At 36.3% G+C, this 18,359-nt stretch carries 14 protein-coding genes; 5 read left to right on the top strand and 9 right to left on the bottom strand.

The window, feature by feature from the left end; genetic code table 11:
• Position 1 precedes the first annotated feature (1 nt).
• Together K350_RS0118515 and uvrC are read left to right on the top strand one after the other, a co-directional pair.
• Complete coding sequence (locus tag K350_RS0118515) at positions 2–2,293, top strand: penicillin-binding protein 1A (protein ID WP_051313324.1); 2,292 nt, start codon at positions 2–4, stop codon at positions 2,291–2,293.
• A gap of 11 nt (positions 2,294–2,304) precedes the next feature.
• Entirely contained in the window at positions 2,305–4,113 is a 1,809-nt protein-coding gene (uvrC, locus tag K350_RS29495; protein WP_051313322.1) for an excinuclease ABC subunit UvrC, read from the top strand.
• Between the two features lie 61 nt (positions 4,114–4,174).
• Here the strand turns inward: uvrC and porN are convergent, their stop codons facing one another.
• The 9 genes from porN to K350_RS29490 all read right to left on the bottom strand — a co-directional run bounded on the left by porN (position 4,175) and on the right by K350_RS29490 (position 14,784).
• Complete coding sequence (gene porN / locus K350_RS0118505; protein ID WP_028981163.1) at positions 4,175–5,038, bottom strand: type IX secretion system ring subunit PorN/GldN; 864 nt, start codon at positions 5,036–5,038, stop codon at positions 4,175–4,177.
• Positions 5,039–5,056: 18 nt separating this feature from the next.
• Entirely contained in the window at positions 5,057–6,643 is a 1,587-nt protein-coding gene (gene porM / locus K350_RS0118500) for a type IX secretion system motor protein PorM/GldM (protein ID WP_028981162.1), read from the bottom strand.
• Between the two features lie 47 nt (positions 6,644–6,690).
• On the bottom strand, positions 6,691–7,491 hold the full coding sequence (gene porL, locus K350_RS0118495) for a type IX secretion system motor protein PorL/GldL (RefSeq protein WP_028981161.1): 801 nt from the start codon (positions 7,489–7,491) through the stop codon (positions 6,691–6,693).
• A 113-nt stretch (positions 7,492–7,604) separates the two neighbouring features.
• Positions 7,605–8,636, bottom strand: coding sequence for a T9SS ring complex lipoprotein PorK/GldK (porK, locus tag K350_RS0118490; protein ID WP_028981160.1), 1,032 nt, complete (start codon positions 8,634–8,636; stop codon positions 7,605–7,607).
• A gap of 190 nt (positions 8,637–8,826) precedes the next feature.
• Positions 8,827–9,867, bottom strand: coding sequence for a PorP/SprF family type IX secretion system membrane protein (locus K350_RS0118485; RefSeq protein WP_028981159.1), 1,041 nt, complete (start codon positions 9,865–9,867; stop codon positions 8,827–8,829).
• A 142-nt stretch (positions 9,868–10,009) separates the two neighbouring features.
• Entirely contained in the window at positions 10,010–10,798 is a 789-nt protein-coding gene (locus tag K350_RS0118480; RefSeq protein ID WP_028981158.1) for a uroporphyrinogen-III synthase, read from the bottom strand.
• 15 nt (positions 10,799–10,813) lie between these two features.
• Positions 10,814–11,989, bottom strand: coding sequence for a DUF4271 domain-containing protein (locus K350_RS0118475; RefSeq protein WP_211236764.1), 1,176 nt, complete (start codon positions 11,987–11,989; stop codon positions 10,814–10,816).
• Complete coding sequence (locus tag K350_RS0118470) at positions 11,982–13,022, bottom strand: MraY family glycosyltransferase (protein ID WP_028981156.1); 1,041 nt, start codon at positions 13,020–13,022, stop codon at positions 11,982–11,984. The genes K350_RS0118475 and K350_RS0118470 overlap by 8 nt, the downstream gene beginning before the upstream one ends.
• 25 nt (positions 13,023–13,047) lie before the next feature.
• Positions 13,048–14,784: a BamA/TamA family outer membrane protein gene (locus K350_RS29490; RefSeq protein ID WP_156027096.1), complete on the bottom strand. Its 1,737-nt coding sequence runs from the start codon at positions 14,782–14,784 to the stop codon at positions 13,048–13,050.
• A gap of 73 nt (positions 14,785–14,857) precedes the next feature.
• On the opposite strand from K350_RS29490, the gene hemW reads away from it, so the two are divergent.
• From hemW to K350_RS0118450, 3 genes are all read left to right on the top strand, one after another.
• Positions 14,858–15,979, top strand: coding sequence for a radical SAM family heme chaperone HemW (gene hemW / locus K350_RS0118460; RefSeq protein WP_028981155.1), 1,122 nt, complete (start codon positions 14,858–14,860; stop codon positions 15,977–15,979).
• A 55-nt stretch (positions 15,980–16,034) separates the two neighbouring features.
• Positions 16,035–16,412, top strand: coding sequence for a hypothetical protein (locus tag K350_RS0118455; protein ID WP_081671066.1), 378 nt, complete (start codon positions 16,035–16,037; stop codon positions 16,410–16,412).
• 86 nt (positions 16,413–16,498) lie between these two features.
• Complete coding sequence (locus K350_RS0118450) at positions 16,499–18,340, top strand: glycoside hydrolase family 15 protein (RefSeq protein ID WP_028981153.1); 1,842 nt, start codon at positions 16,499–16,501, stop codon at positions 18,338–18,340.
• Positions 18,341–18,359 lie beyond the last annotated feature (19 nt).

The raw sequence follows: 18,359 nt of genomic DNA, 5'->3' as shown, positions 1-18,359 counted from the left end.
CATGAGCAAAAGCAATTTCTTTATATCTGCATTTATCAAAACTATATGGATCGGCTTTATTGCCGGTACCGGAAGCTTAGTACTATATGTGTATTTCGTTTCTATTAATTTTTTAGGACTTTTCGGTCCTATGCCAAGCCTAGAAGCTTTGGAAAACCCCAAAAGTGAAGTTGCATCTGAGCTTTACACTGCTGATAATATTTTATTAGGAAAATATTTCAAGGAGAACAGAACTCCGGTAGAATTTGAAAAACTTTCTCCAAATCTTGTAAATGCTTTAACTGCTACGGAAGATTCAAGATTTGAAGAACACTCCGGAATTGATTTAAGAGGAATGGGCAGAGTTTTCTTCAAAACGATTATCCTAGGCCAAAAACATTCAGGGGGAGGAAGTACTTTGTCTCAACAGTTAGCAAAAAATCTTTTTGAAACCAGAGGGGCTCTTTATAAAGGTAAAATAAGCTCAGGCAAACTAAAAAAAGTAATTGATAAAACTAAGGAATGGATAACTGCAGTAAAAATTGAGAGAGCATATACCAAAAAAGAAATCATGACCATGTATCTTAATACAGTGGATTTCGGAAGTAACTCCTTTGGTATAGAAGTAGCATCAAAAACCTTTTTTAATACAACTCCGGATAGCCTTAAAGTAGAAGAAGCTGCTGTGCTTGTAGGTTTGCTTAAAGCACCAACAACCTATAGTCCTGTATATAACCCCGACTCTTCTACATCAAGAAGAAATACTGTTATCAGTCAAATGTCCAAATATGGATATCTGACTTCTATAAAAGCTGACTCAATCAAGAAATTACCTATCACTTTAGATTATAATGTAGAAAATCATAATAAAGGTTCTGCTACATATTTCAGGAGCTTGATTACATCATACCTAATTCCATGGTGTAGAGAAAGAGGTCTGGATTTATATTCAGACGGCTTAAAAATATATACAACACTTGATTCCAAGATGCAAAAATATGCTGAAGAATCAGTTACATCCCATATGAAAGAAGAGCAACGTAAGTTCTTCGAACACTGGAAGGGCAAAAGTCCCTGGGCAGATGAGCAGGGAAAAGTTATTCCGAATTTTATAGAAACAGCTGCCAAAAGATCCGATAGATATCGCGCATTAAAACTTCGGTATGGAAATGATACTGTAAAGATCATGAAAGTAATGAAGACTCCGATCAAAATGAAGATCTTCAGCTGGAATGGAGAAATAGATACATTGATGTCTCCAATAGACTCAATCAAATATTACAAACATTTCCTTCATTGCGGATTCATGGCGATGGATCCACACTCTGGCTTCATCAAGGCTTGGGTAGGAGGAATAGATCATAAGCATTTTAAATATGATCACGTAAAGCAAGGTAAAAGACAACCTGGCTCAACATTTAAGCCATTTGTGTATGCTTCTGCTATTGATCTTGGATATTCTCCTTGTTATGAATTGCCAGATCTTCCTGTAACATTCCCGACAGCGGACGTAAACCAGACCTGGACGCCTCAGAACAGTAATGGAGAAGGCTTCACTGGAGAAATGTTCACGCTTCGGAAGGCAATGGCTAATTCTATTAATTCCATCACTGCAAACCTGATGAAAGAAATCGGACCACAGGTTGTAGTGAACAATGCCAAGAGAATGGGTATTACCAGCCCGCTGGATCCTGTACCTGCACTTTGCTTGGGAGTAAGCGATGTTTCAATTTATGAACTTGTAGGAGCTTACAGTACTTTTGTGAACAACGGATTTTGGACAGAACCTTTCTTCATTACAAAAATTGAAGACAAGAATGGAAATATCCTTCAGGAATTTATACCAAAAAGTGTTGAGGTATTTGATGAAGAAACTGCCTATCTGATGGTACATATGCTTAAAGGTGCTACAGAAGAAAAAGGGGGAACGGCACTTGGTCTTAATAAGTACGGACTTTTGTGGAATGGTTATGAAATCGGAGGAAAGACAGGAACAACACAAAATTATTCCGACGGATGGTTTATGGGGATTACCCCAAAACTAGTTGCTGGAGCCTGGGTTGGAGGAGATGACAGATGTATCCACTTCAGGAATATGGATCTCGGCCAAGGTGCAAGAATGGCGATGCCGCTTTGGGCTATTTTCATGAAAAAGGTATTCGCAGATTCCACACTTGGCTTAGTCAAAGAGCGCTTTCCTCGTCCAACGAAATTAACTGTTGAAATAGACTGCAAAAGATACAGAGAAAAGAGCTCCCTGCACTCCGATTCTCTTCAGCAAAAACATCAGCAAGTATTGCCTGACGAATTTTAGGAGGTTTAATCATGGCGGAAAGCGAGGAGGTAAGAGAACAAGTAAAAAATTTACCGGACCAGCCTGGCATATATAAGTTCTTCAGTGAGGAAGGAGAACTTATATATGTAGGAAAGGCAAAGTCTCTCAAAAAAAGAGTCTCTAATTACTTTAATAAAAATACAGGGGTTGACAACAAAACGCGAAAGCTTGTCAGCCAAATAAGAAGAATCGAGTTTACTATAGTAAACACAGAGTTTGATGCCCTTCTTCTTGAAAACAGCCTTATCAAGAATAATCAGCCGAAGTATAATATACTTTTGAAGGATGATAAGACCTATCCTTACATATATGTATCCCGCGAACGTTTTCCAAGGGTTATAGCTACACGGACATTTGACAAATCACTAGGAACCTACTACGGTCCCTATACAAGTGTAAAAGCTATGAATAGTGTCCTTGACCTGATCCATAAACTATTTTTTATACGAACATGTACTTTTAACCTTTCAGAGAAAAATGTCAATGATGGGAAATACAAAGTTTGTCTTGAATTCCATATTGGAAACTGTAAAGGCCCATGCGAGGGCTTAGTTACTGAAGAAATTTACTCCGAGAATATAGATAAAGCCCATCAAATTCTTAAAGGACACATCTCTGTAGTTAAAACCTACTACAAAGACCAGATACAGGAAGCTGCTGAAAACCTTGAGTTCGAAAAAGCCCATAAGCTCAAACTTAAATTTGATTTACTTGAAAAGTTCCAGACCAGCTCAGTTATTGTTAACCCTAAAATAACCGACCTGGATGTCTTTACTATCAAGAGTCTTGAGAAGAATGCATTTATTAATTATCTGCATATAGTAAATGGAGCAATTCTTCAAACTAAAAATTTAGAGATCAAAAAGAAACTCGACGAAACGGATGAAGATCTTCTAAAGCTAGCCATTATTGGCATTAGAGAAGAAATGGAAGTCACTACCAGAGACATTATAGCAAATATCCCTGTAGAAATAGATGAGCTAAAAATTACCGTGCCATCTATAGGTGACAAGAAAAAGCTTCTGGACCTTTCCCTAAATAATATAGCATATCAGATGAGCAAATCCATCTCAAATAATGAAAGAGATTCAAGGATACTCAATACAATGCAAGAAGACCTTCGGTTAAAAGAAAAACCTTTTCATATCGAATGCTTCGACAACTCCAACATCCAAGGAACCAATCCAGTTGCGTCAATGGTGGTTTTTAAAAATGCAAAACCGTCAAAGAAAGATTATCGCCATTATAACATTAAGACTGTAGTTGGACCTAATGACTTTGATAGTATGCATGAAATAGTGCACAGAAGATATAAAAGAGTTTTAGAAGAAGGCCAACCACTTCCAAACCTGATAGTAATCGATGGAGGTAAAGGGCAACTTTCAGCAGCGTGCCAGGCATTACAAGAACTGGACTTATATGGAAAAATTCCGATTGTAGGCATCGCAAAAAGACTCGAAGAAATCTATTATCCGGATGACTCACTTCCATTATATATCGATAAAAAATCAGAATCGTTAAAAGTAATACAGCAAATCAGGAATGAAGCTCACAGATTTGCAATCACATTTCATAGAACTAAACGGAGCAAAAGTACTTTAGCCAAAAGTAAATTAGCTTCTATAAAAGGAGTTGGAGAATCCACATTTCAAAAGCTGGTAAGTCATTTTGGCTCGGTAAGTAAGATCCGACAAGCAAGTGTTGAAGAACTAGCCGAAATAGTTGGGAAGGCCAAAGCGGAGTTGGTGCTATTAAATCTTGCAGGCGAAAAAGAGAGTGATAATCAAGAAAGTCATTAATAAATAAAAAAGGAGGTTTTTCAACCTCCTTTTTTTATAATTTCTTATAGTTAGAAATTTCTTAGAATTCCCAAAGGTTATGCTCATACTCAAGAAGCTCGAAAGCAGCCCACTGAGCAGCCATAATACCTTTTTGCTGATCTCCACCATAGATGTCAACTAAGTATGCATCATTTGGATTGGAAACTTTGATAATATAAGAGCTAAATAAACGTAACTCGAATGCATCAGCAAGATTTTTATGCTGCTGATCGTTCTGAGGATTAAACCAAATTGCTTTAGGGTTATCCTTGAAAAGTTTGTTCACTAATTCTTTATACTCGAAAGAAGCAATTGGAGTCTGAATACCTCTGATGTTAGCAGGGTGATCAGCAGGAACGTACACTGTTATTGCGTGAATATCATAGTACAATCTGGATCTTTGCTTATCGAAGATGATATCTTCTTTTATCTCCATCTGATATAAATCAGTTGGGAAATAAAAGTTAGGACCACCACCGATTGCAGCAACATCCTCCCCGTTCGCCTTCATAATCTCTAACTCTTCTGCACTAAGTTCAGCTTGCTCAGATGGCATTTTAATTCTCTCATTGAATTCTTCAATTGTAAGAGTTTTACCATCGTAAAGGGAATCAGAAGCATATGCCTTTATATCACCTCTTTGAACAGCATCGATTAGCAAACGAGTAAGTTCTCTGTTTTTAGAAAACAAAGGTTTATTTTGTTTTTCTCTAAGATCCAGAGCTCTAATGATCGTCTTCTTATACATGATATCAGATTCATGTATAGGTCTAACAGAAAATTTGTTATAACCTGTATTTTCAGCTGCAGGAGTTGCTTCAGCAGGTGCCTCAGCTGCCTCTTGAGCAATTATCAGGTTTGATGCGAACATCAAACCTGACAAAATAACACTAATTTTTTTCATAACTAAGCAGTTTAGGTATTAGTTAAGTGGGATGTTCTTAATAACAATTCCCAAATTAACTTCTTCCGTATCATTAAGGAAGTTAGTTCTAGTAACTTTCTTAACCTCTATCATGATTCTGTCTCCAGGCTGAGCTGACGCTGCAAACTGAGCTAGGTTACCAGTTTCAGAAGTGAAAGAAGTTTGAGTAACAGGTCTCTTACCTCTAACAAGGATAGCTTCCCATTGAGTGATTTTATACCTTGCATCTTTAGGCAAGAAAGTTTTAAAGCTCTCATCAGGTACAGCCTTCATTGTGATAGCTCTAGGACCAGGAGCAGGAACTCCTTGTTTCTCATTTACAGGGCTACCGTTAGATAGAGCCTGAATTTCAGGTTTTGGGATCAATCTTACATTGAACTCTTGTGAACCAATTGCGTTTCCGCTGCTTGCCACGTTAAGAGTTACTTTTGCACCTGTTGGAACTAGAGTAACTAGACCTTTTGTAGCACCAGGAATAACTTTTGCACCACTTGCAGAGAAAGAAGGGCTGTAAGTAGAACCTAAAGCAGGAACCTGAACATTAAGTTCGTTACCGCAGTTTTTGTATAGAGCAGAAACTGAAGCAGACTGAATTTGAATTACAGGCTTAGCAACAATGTATTCTTCTTCAACCTGGAAAGTAGTATCTTTTCCTTTGTATTTGAAATTGATAGCACCTCTCCATTTTTTCTTAGCATTACCTTCTTTGTCATATGCACCACCAGTTGCAGTAAAAGAAACTTTACCAATCTTTCTACCATCAACCTGGATAGCTCTACCATCCTGGCTCATTGTAGGAGTGATAGCGCTTGAAGATGCAGCAAGGAACATTTCAGCCTCATATTTAGTACCAGCAGCTACAACTTTAGAGTTAGCTCTAACCATTGCAACTACGTTATCAAATTTGATGTCTGATGCACCTACTTCACTTGCAAGTTTAGTAAGAGCATCGTTCTCATATTTAAGAACTTCTGCTTCTTTTTGCGCTAATACTGCAAGAGCAGCAACCATTGGAGTTTCAGAGAAGTTAAGCTGAGCAAAGTCCTTTCTAGCTTGATCTTTATCTTTCATAAAGATAGGATCTTCATTTCCATCCAAAGCTAATTTAGGAGCATTAACACCAAATTTGGTAAGAGTCGCAACAAAATTGTTAAGCTTCTCTTTCAATTTATATGCCTCTCCTTTTTTGCTACCTTCTGGACCAACCATAAAGTTTGCTACTTTTTCTTCTTCTTTAGCACCTTTATAGTTACCATCTTCTTCTTTTCCACCTGTATCTTCAATAAGGTGTTTACGAAGACCTTCCATATAAGTAATTAGCTCAGCAGTTGCAGCTTTTACTTCATCTGCTTTTTTAACGATATGAGCATCTTTATTACCTTCTTGTTCAACGATTCTCCTGATATTGCCACTTACTTTAGCATTCTCAGCAGTCGTTTTTTCGTTCACGTTCATCAAACTATCATCAAGAAATTTGAATTTCTGTATGATAGCTGAGCTTACCTGGAGTGCTAACAGTGCTGTTAGAACCAGGTACATCATCCCAATCATTTTCTGCCTTGGGGTTTCTTTACCTCCAGCCATATTTTAAACCTTTTCTTTTTCGTTTTTAAAATAATTTCTACTGAAAATTAACCTCTCATTGCAGTTAGCATGTTACCATACACGTTGTTAAGCTGAACAAGGTTCTTAGATAGTTTACCAAGTTCTTCTTTGAACTGAGCAGTATCTTTGCTAGCATCTGCCATGTTCTCCATAGCATGAGAAAGATTACCGTAGAATTTGTTCATTGCTCTCAAGTGATTGTTAGCATCCTGAAGTTCCATTTCATAAACAGCGTTCAATGCACCAAGATTTTTAGTGATATTTTGAACTTGTGAATGGTATTCTTTAGCATCTACAGAAGCATTAGCCATTTCTGACATTGCATCTACAGTTTTAGAATATGATTTATTCATCTCAAGAAGAGACTTAGATGCTTGCTTAACATTGTTTGCATACTCATTAGAAGCAACAGAAGCATCAGATAGATCTTTAAGGTTAGAAACTGATGAAGATAGTGAATTGAAACCAGCACCTAGTTTGTTAACAACATCCTGAGTGATGTTTGCCTCAGAAAGCATGTCATCAAGTCTTCTTGTAAGACCGTCGTTAGAAGCAACTTCACCTTCTTCTTCTTCTTCATAATAATCATCAGCCAATTGAGGATAAACTCTCTCCCACTTTGGATCGTGAGGAACAGGCTGGAATGAACTGAAAACGAAGATTAATGCCTCTACACTTAGACCAACAACAAGCATTGGACCAGCACCCGGCCAGTGCATAATTTTGAACATCGCACCAACAATTACAACTGCGGCACCAAGTCCGTAGACCATTGGCATGATCTTGTTAAAGAATACATCTTTAAAACCACCTTTGTTTGAACTCATTTTCGTAAATTTTTAAATTTTAAGTGTTTAACAATTAATTATTAGGTAATAGATTATTATATAGTTTGTGATTATACAACTATTGAATTATTAAATCTTTAAAGGATTTGATTTTAGAACTCGAAACCGGAAGATCTACCAAGATAAGTCATTACGCATCTGAAGCCTATGTATGACTTTGTAGTGTCCTGATACTCGAAAGTACGTGTTCCGGTTTCAAGGAAGTAAGCAATATCTTTCCAAGAACCACCACGGATGATCTTTCTAGGCTCATCGTCATCATAGTAAGTTGGGTTAAGATCCCAAACTACAGGAACAGCAGCATCATAATAAGCGTCTTCACACCACTCTGATACGTTTCCTGCCATATCATAAAGACCGAAGTCATTTGAAAAGTAAGAAGCAACTGGTGAGCTATACATGAAACCATCATCATAATAGTTTCCTCTTCCAGGTTTGAAGTTAGCAAGCATACATCCTTTTGCATTTCTGATGTATGGGTTACCCCAAGGATATTTAGCCATATCTCTTCCACCTCTAGCAGCGTATTCCCACTCTGCTTCTGATGGTAATCTGAAGTTTGGCATTTTCCAAAGTCCTTGCTCTGCTCTCCAGTTATTCATGTGCTTAGTTCTCCACTCGCAGAAATATCTTGCAGCGAACCAGTCAACACCAACTACTGGATATTCGTCAAACGCAGGGTGTGCGTAGTAATATTCCATCATTGGATCACCCATGTGGTGAGCAAAATCCTTTACCCAAACAGCTGTGTCAGGATACAATTCAGTTCTGATATATTGTTCACCCAATACGTCAACTGAATCGCTTAACATTACGTCAATGAATTGTCTGTATTCATTGTTTGTAATTTCGGTTTCGTCCATATAGAACCCACCGATGGTCACCTGTTTGTTAAGGTTAATTTGAGTAGCCGGAACATCCTGATCCGCCTGCCCCATGTGGAAAGTCCCCGACGGACATGTTGTCATACCGTATGGCACTGTCATAACCCATCCTTCTCTTCCCTGAACGCCGACTAGGTCTCCTCCTCCATCGGAGGTACCTCGCCCACATCCCTGAATAAGAATAGAGGCTCCGAACAGTGCAATGTAGCAGAGACTTCTGATAACACCTATTTTATTCATAATACACTTGTTTAATTTTCTTTTGTAAATTTTTTGATAATAAATTGTGTTTTAAGTTACTAAATTTTTATTTCTTAAACGAACTTTTTTCATCGCAATTATAAAAGTCCAAAAAAAACTCAAATAATTGATAAAATGTTTAGAAATGTTGTACAAGTTCTATAAAAAATTTCAATATTCCAAAATTTTGTTAATTTTCTTCGTGCCTGTATCGTGGCGTTCTGATCTTAGGTTTAGGTAATTCCCAAGGTGTCGGAACTATATAGGAGAGCATAATCTCGTGGGAAGTTCTCTTTTTGGCTTTTACGCCATTTGTGACAAAATCAAATGCATAGCCAATTCTTAACGCATTCATATTTTGCTTATTTTTCAAAAGGTTCACTCCGACATATAAAATTATATCATCGTTGGAAAGTGTTTTGCCACCCTGACCCACGTCTCTTTTCGCAAAAGACTGACGTGCATTCAAACCCACCCAAAACTTTTCATTATAAGTTCCCAATGCCCCAAAAAGATATGTGAGCTGGTTCATATCAGATTGAAAGAATGCGGAAGGAGTTACCTTTATAGTAGGACCAATGTCAAAATTGTAAGAACCACTTATATAAAGGTGATTTGCAAGTTTAGAATTAATGGATGGAGAATTATAAGATAGTTTAGTTTCACCTAAATGGTCAAAGCTCACTCCTCCGCTGAATTTTTTACTCTGGTACCAAAAGCCTACACCAAAATCCGGTTTTGTTTGACGTATTTTATTATTAGCATCTGAAGTTAGATCGTCGTAAATTGGATCACCATCCTGCACAACCCTGTACCAATCAGTTCTTACTCTGGTTGAATAGACACCCGCGCGAGCTCCAACACCCAATACTCCCTCTTTAATTTTAAAATGATAAGAACCTGAAAGCTGGAACTCTGTATTATTTAATGGCCCAAGATTATCATTTACTAAATGGACACCCAATCCCAACCTCTTATTAAAGAAGGGAAGCAATGAGGAGCCGCTTAATACTGTACTATACGGTGCAGATCCTTTATACTGAGTAGGCTGATAAGCTAGCCACTGAATCCGGTGCAGGAGAGTAAATCTCGTTAGTCCTTCAGTACCAGCAAAACCCGGATTGTAATACAGGGTATTGAACATATACTGACTGAACTGAGCATCTTGTTGGGCAAATCCAGCAGACACAAAGATCAGAAAGAAAAACACAGATAATTTAATTCTTTTCATAAAAGACACCTTGGGATAATAAATCCAGTTCCAAAACTAAATATTTTTAAATTAAATATAAATAAAATTAAAAAAGAAATAAACACTTCTTTTCCAATGAGGGATTTTGATAACTAGGTTGCCTTACCTTTTACGGATAATTTTACTTAATGTTATTGGCTTTCTTTATGTACAGCTCCAAAGCACCAGTCATAGATGGGGCATTTGGTAGTGGAGCTTCTATATCCAATATTAATCCTGCATCTTTAACCGCCTTTGCCGTAGTTGGACCAAAAGCAGCTATTCTTGTTTTATTCTGTTTGAATTCAGGAAAATTGGTAAATAGTGAGTTAATTCCTGAAGGACTAAAGAATGCTATTATATCATAATTGACTTCAGCTAGATCTGACAAATCGCTAGGAACTGTCTCGTAAATTACTGCTTCACTGAATTTGAATCCATTATCTTTAAGAAATAAAGGAATTTCTTCTTTTCTGATATTGGAGCAAGGATATAAATAGAATTCGTTTTTATGCTTTTTCAGAATTTCCTCAAGATCTTTTGCAGTTTTTTGACCTACAAAAATCTTTCTCTTTCTAATTACTATATACTTCTGAAGGTAGTTTGCTGTTTGCTCAGAAATGCAAAAATATTTCATTTCTGCCGGCACTTCTATTCTTCCCTCTGCACAAAGCCTAAAAAAATTATCTACGGCATTACGGCTTGTGAAGATGACTGCGGAATGAGCTAGTATCTCTATTTTTTGCTTTTTAAACTCTTTGAAATCAAGTGCCTTAATCTCAATAAATGGCCTAAAATCAATTTTCAGCTTATATTTCTCAGCTAATCCGTAATAAGGCGATTTATCGTCTGTCGGTTTGGGCTGTGTTACTAAGATACTTGATACTTTTGTATATCTATCCTTTAGCTCTTTTTCTTTAATTTCACTCATTATCTCAATACCTTATTAATATTTTATAACGTCAGATGCCAATAGTTTAGTAATTACAATAAAAGGCAGTATTTCACTGATACAAAGGTAAGAAAATAAATAAAGATTTCTATAGTTGGAAAACTTAAATATGATATAGGAAACCTTTAGTATTAACAGGAAGAAGATTATCAATAAGATAATTGTCAAAGCCGTAATAGACATAAACGGTTGAAAATTATTCATCGACAATAAAATTAAAACGACTGGAACTACCAACAAATTGACCTTGAGCATAATAGATAAAAACTCATAAAAATGAAGGGTAATGAGTTTATTAAGGTCAAATATCCATCCCAAAATAGTAATGAGTAAATATTTAACTATTATCAGAAAGATTACCATTAGAGTTGACAGTGCAAACTGTGAAAATAATGACAAATTCCGGGTTTTAATTAACGTAAGAAATTTGACAAAGTCTTCGCTTTCTTTGTTGGAAAATATCAAAATACTAAGTGAAAATGCATTTAAAATAATTACCAGCAAGAGCGGAAAATCAATAATACGACTACTTAATAATTCTTCGGAAGCACTTAGTGAAAATTCAGATTTTTGGAAAAATAAGGAAAATGATTTAGGAAACCTGTTTTTCAAAATTGCAATAATGGCGAATGAACTTATAAAAAGTGCCATAACAAGATCACCCAGAAAGTTTTGCTTTTTAGCCTCAATATTAATGGCAGGGACAGACTCTATCTGGATTTCGGGGAAATACCCTATGAAAACTGCACCTTCATTAAAGGAAGCATCAGGTTGATAAATTGTAAGTAAATCCTTCCTCCCTCCTACTGTCTTCTTCAGAAGATCCTTAACAGGAATAGCAACATCCTGATATTTGGATTCTGTATTAGTATAATATAATTCATTATTTACAAATAATGATAACTTTGGAGCCGCTTTTACCTGAAGATGATATCCGGCATATTTATCCAGGTCAACCCATTGAAAAATAAAATGGCTTTTCTGGGATTTCCCTTTTATAAAAGGAACATACCCATTTATATCAGCATTATATATTTTCCAATCTGAACTTAGATCTTTTACAATTTTAAATGCGGTTTTAGCACAATTGCCCAAATGAGGAAGCAACATTGCCAAAATTAAAAATAAAATAGCCCTGACCTGGGTAGTATTGTTTCTAGATTTATGCACCAGCATTTTCTCTCTTTATTCTCAAATAAAAGATTTCGATTACTCCTGTAACTAAAAAACCATATCCTATCATTAAAAATAGTAAATAGTTATTTTCCAGATTAGAAAGTACATTAACTCCCAATATGGCAAAAAGGTTAATCAAAGCGAGTAAAAATACTGTCATTACCTGAGAAAAGCCTAGATCCATAAGTCTGTGGTGAATATGATTTTTATCAGGTGCAAATGGTGATGTCCCATTTAATATTCTAAGCATAAAAACTCTTAGCGTATCCATTATAGGGATGATTAACACAGCAATAGCGATAGATGGAGAAGCGTCAAAAGCCTCCATTCTTACAAATTGTATTCCCAGAATTGATAAAATGAAGCCGGACACTAAGGAACCGGTATCTCCCATAAATATAATTGCTTTGTGAAAATTATACCTTAAAAATCCAATTACTGATCCTAACAAGCTAAAAGCGACATAAGAATAAGCCCCAAAAGCTTCTCCTCCATACCAATAGAAATATATCCCAAAAGTAGAAGTAATGATCATTACAATCACACCTGCTAGTCCATCAACGCCATCGATAAGGTTAATTGCATTAGTAATACCAATAATAACCAGGAATGTAACTACATAACTGACACCATTATCTACCTCATATAATCCCAGCATTCCTTTAAAATCTGATATTCTTATATCTGCAACAAACATGACAATACCTGCTGCAAGTACCTGAACAAAAAACTTTTTAAATGCCGATACCGGAACTACATCATCTTTTAACCCAATAAAAAAAATGATAATTGAGCCGGCTAAAACTTGTTGTACACCATTTTCGAGTGAGCCAAAAATTGTCAAAGCCGACATAAATCCTGCGAAGATCGCGAGTCCACCCAAACGAGGGGTCAGAGATTCATGAACGGTACGCAAATTTGGCTCATCCAGTAATTTTTTGATGTGAGCAACATAAATTATAGACGGAATTGCAAATACTGCGATTAGAAAGGCCCAACAAAACGAAAGGACTGAATTATAAAGCATGCACTTTGAGAAAGGAACAAATTAACTAAAACCTGCTTATTATACCAAAATGAACCTTAGAAAGATTCAAACTTAATTTCTGATCTCTGGATTGCCCCAAAGAATAAACGAAATTAAACACTCCTGCACCTGTTGTGAAGGACACACCTACTCCGAATCCAAATGGAAAATCATCTTTAAGAGAAGGATTTACAACATTTGACACATATCCTTGATCATAAAATACGAGAAGATAGGAAGTTGGATCTGTAAAATATCGATATTCAACAGATGCAATGCCAAATGTCGATGCATAATAATTCAATTCATTAAATCCTCTTAAAGACTTGAGCCCCCCTACCCTATACAAATCATTAATAAACAATGTGTTTTTGTCATTAAAAATTTTACCGGCTTCAAATCTTGTAAAAAATACAGACTTGGCTCTTACCGGAAAAAACCTGTTTATCACAATATTGCAAGAGTACTGAATAGATTTTTTGTCAAGCTGATCGTACAATTCTTGCTTAACCAATGAATTTTCCCTCAAAATTTTATTTCCTAAGGAAAATTGTACATCAAATATCCAGCCTTTATGAGGATAAAATATATCATCCAGATTATTCCAATTATAACTCAAGCCATAATTATAATAATTATAATCTGACATAAGTAAGACAGTAGTATCAGCTCCGACCGGACTGGAAAACTGGCGCGATGTCTTGAGACCAGTAAAAAAACTTACTCTTGATCTTACCGAAAGGGCACTTGACACATTTATTCCCCTGTAAACTGTAAGAAACAAGCTATCCTGATTTAACAAATTGAAATTCATCCGGAGATCAAGATTTGACCCTAATAATTTGGGGTGATAATATCCAACATTAAGTGTCTGGGAGGATGCCTTTAGTTTTTTCCACTCAAGCAAAACTCCTTTACCTGTCCCAAATACATTTTTTAAGTTCAGATTAAGTTCGCCTGTAATAAGTAATTTTTTTCCTCCACCTTCATTTGGAAGAAAACCTATAATACCATCAGCCTGATTGATTTTCTTATCTTCCAAAAAGATAGTTACAGTCGCCTTACCACTTCTGAACTCTATCACTGGAGGTCTGGAAACCCTAACAAAACCTAGCGCTGATATTACTTTATCTGCTTCAACTATTTTTTTTTGACTAAATGGCTGCCCTTTTTCAATATGAAGTTCACGCATGAGATATCTGTTCTTCACTTTAGTACTGCCAACTACAATAAGAGAATCAAAAACTATCAATGGCCCCTTATCATAATTCAGAACACCATACAAATTATTGTTTTCAATCTTAAAAGAATCAATTTGAAGTGAAGCGAATGGATAACCATGCTCTTCCAGATAAGTCAACAAATCATTTTCAAAGGCCAGAAACTGATCGATATCAAAAAGCTTATTCTGATAGTATCTCTCCTGGAATTCTGTTTTGTTAAGAATTAACTGATTTATATTTCCCTTTTTCAAAGCAGCCCATTTGAATTGTTCTCCCGGAGAAATAAAAGATACTAATGTATCCTCGTGTGTTGTAAATGAATCTACTGAAGCCTGAAGATATGCCTGTTTGTGTAACTTCTGGATGATTTCTTTAACTTCATATAGTGCACTTAATGAATCTCTAAAAGAAATTTTATGGTCAGGTATTAAACCTTTATTTTCAGAGAAAACCGAAAGAAAAATACGGGTACTGTCTCTTTGCCCATACGAAAAGAGTGAAGTTAAGAGTAAGACAAAGAGAATTAAAAAGTTTTTCAACACGTTTATACTAACGAAAGTAAGCTGTAAAATTACTATTTTCAATCCAGGATTAATTTTGCATATAAAATAAATGTCAGGAATTTATATCCATGTTCCCTTTTGCAGGCAGGCTTGTCATTATTGCGACTTCCATTTCTCAACGAATTTATCTCTCAAAGAAAAAATGGTTGAGGCTATCTGTATGGAGTTGAAACAAAGAAAAAGCTACATTAATGAAGACATAAACACAATTTACTTTGGAGGAGGAACACCATCACTACTTCTTGTCGATGAAATACAAAAAATTATAGACGAAGTAAAGGGCCTTTACAAGGTTATTGATAATGCCGAAATAACAATTGAAGTAAATCCTGATGACATTTCTCGAAATTATTTAAAGGGATTAAAACAAGCAGGCATAAACAGACTTAGCATTGGTGTCCAGGCATTTCAGGATAATTTATTAGCCTTGTTGAACAGAGTTCATAATAGCGAAAAGGCGATCAGCTCTATCAAAGAAGCGAGGGAACAAGGCTTTTACAACATTACCGCTGATCTTATTTATGGGATACCTGGCCTTGGCAAGGAAAAATGGGATGAAAATATTCAAACCCTTATTGACCTTGATATTCCTCATATATCTGCCTATGCGTTAACAATTGAAGAGAAAACTGTTTTAGGCAAACGATTGAAAAAAGGACATTTTTCTCCAGAAGAAGAGGAGAATGTGGCCCTTCAATTTGAAGATCTTGTATCCTTACTAGAAAGAGCATCATATGAACAATATGAGATCAGCAACTTCGCGAAGGAAGGTTATATTGCTCGCCACAATAGCAGCTATTGGTTGGGAGCCCACTATATTGGCCTGGGTCCTTCTGCCCATTCGTTTAATGGAACATCAAGACAATACAACATAAGTAACAATCATAAATATATTGAAGGAATAAACACCTTAAAACCAGAGATTACAATAGAGCAACTAACTGATCTGGACAAAGCCAATGAATATTTCCTTACCAGACTACGCACTAAATGGGGCTGTGACCTGGGAGATATAAAACAAAAATTTAATCTTGAGGTAGATTATTATATAGATACTGCAAAATCATTTATTGAGGAGGGTTATATGATTAAAGAAGAGAATTTTTTAAAATTGACACCCAGAGGCAAATTGATTGCAGATAAAATCACAGAGGCATTCTTTATCGTTTGAAGAAAATCGACTGTATGGGGGAAAATAAATTTAAAAATGTTATATTTGCGTTGGTATGACTGTCCAAATGACAAGCGATCAGAAAAAGGCCTTTCTGCTTCTAAAATCAATAATTTTCAATTATCATGGTTTAAATGAGGACGAGCAGGCTATTTTAAAAGCAACTGCTCAGAATCTAAGTGCTGCAGAAGAATTAAAATGGGCTGAAGACTTTATAGGCAGCGATGTGTTTACTGCCTTCGAAAGAGCTCGTGAATTTTTCAATGCAACTATAGGAACCTATGATACTCAGACTAAACTTTCTTATCTGAATATGGTCTGGGAGGCTACTAATTCAAAAGGTTTTATCAGTGAAATGGAGGCAACTGCCATTTTAAAACTAGCCAGAGACTGGGGAGTACAAAAAGAACTCCTGACCCTGGTAAGAAAATAAATATTTTTCCGCTTACATAATCATCCGCCAACATATTTTCTTTTATACGGTTCTCCTTACTGACGGAATTCTGATTAGTAAGACGGATGAATTATCAGCCTATTGAGAACTATGCAATCATTGGAGATTTAAATACAATAGCGCTTGTAGGCCTTAACGGGTCTATAGATTTTCTGTGTTTCCCATTTTATGATTCTCCATCCATTTTCGCAGCCCTCTTGGACCATAAAAAGGGCGGTTATTTCAAAATCCATCCAATTATTCAAGAAAAAGTTAAGAATAAGCAAATGTACCTTCCTGGCACAAACATTTTGCTTACAAGGTTTTTGTCCGCTGATGGAGTAGGCGAAATTACAGATTACATGCCGATAGAAGGTATGGTGCATGGCAATGAACTAGTAAGACGGGTTTCCTGCATCAGAGGGAGCATTCGATTCAAAATGGAGTGCAAGCCCCGATTTAATTACGGTAGGGACAATCATATTGCACACAAAAGAGATCATAATTTTGAAATACTATTCGAAAGTCAGGGAGAGAGTCATTTGAAATTAAGGCTGAAAAGCTCTGTTCCTATGCACACCTCAGAAAATGACGGTTATGCTGAATTCATTTTGAACGAAGGTGAACGGGCAGATTTTATACTTGAAGATATTTCAAAAGAAGATCCTCCCGATATTTCTTTGGGAGACTTTATCACAAAAACTTTTTTTGAAACCGTAAAATACTGGAGAGACTGGGTATCAAAATCAACCTACAAGGGGAGATGGCTTGAAGCGATCCAGCGATCAGCCCTTACACTCAAATTGCTTTGTAGCGGAAGATTCGGATCTATTATTGCAAGCCCAACATTCGGGCTGCCTGAATTCATTGGCGGCAATAGAAACTGGGACTATAGATACAGCTGGATAAGAGATTCGGCCTTTTGTCTTTATGCACTTGTTAAAACCGGCTATACTAAAGAATCACAGGCATTTGTAAAATGGATACATTATCAGTGTCATGATATAGAAAATCCCGGACATTTGCACCTTATGTATTCTCAGGCTGGCTACAATAATCCACAGGAAATTACACTTGATCATTTCGAAGGCTACAAAGGTTCAGCACCTGTAAGAATTGGCAATAATGCAAACAAACAATTGCAACTGGATATCTATGGAGAATTACTAGACTCAGTGTATTTATATAATAAATATGTTGAGCCAATAAGCCATGATTTCTGGAACAATTTAGTATTTCAAATCAACTGGCTTATTGACAACTGGAAAAGAGAAGATAACGGCATATGGGAGGTGCGAGGGAAAGAAAAGCATTTTTTATTCTCCCGACTCATGTGCTGGGTCGCCTTTGACAGAGCGATTAAGATTGCAGAATCAAGGTCATTTCCATTTCCAGAAACATGGAAAATAGAAAGAAATAAAATATATCAAAGTATCTATAATGAATTCTGGGACGAAGATTTAAAAGGGTTTGTCCAATACCAGGGTGCCAAAACTGTTGATGCTTCTTGCTTATTTATGCCCATTGTTAAATTCATCAGCCCAATTGATCCACGGTGGCTACAAACAATGGACGCAATAGAAAAAGAACTCGTGTCCGATTCACTTGTGTATAGGTACATCCCTGAAGTGGCCGCACCAGACGGACTTGGAGGCAAAGAAGGAACATTTTCAATGTGTACATTTTGGTATGTTGAATGTCTTTCCAGATCTGGACAACTTGAAAAAGCGCAATTCTATTTCGAGAAGATGCTTGGATATGCAAATCACGTAGGTTTATTTTCTGAACAGTTGGGATTCATGGGTGAACATTTGGGAAATTTCCCACAGGCATTCAGCCATGCAGGTCTTATCAGCGCCGCTTTAAACCTAAATGCTCAATTAAACAAACAGGGGAAAACGGATTCTATTCCCCAATTTTTTCTTTAGTAAAAATATCTCCAATTTT

Source organism: Sporocytophaga myxococcoides DSM 11118 (assembly GCF_000426725.1).
Taxonomy (GTDB): Bacteria; Bacteroidota; Bacteroidia; order Cytophagales; family Cytophagaceae; genus Sporocytophaga; species Sporocytophaga myxococcoides.
This window is presented reverse-complemented; position numbering and strand designations above follow the sequence as displayed.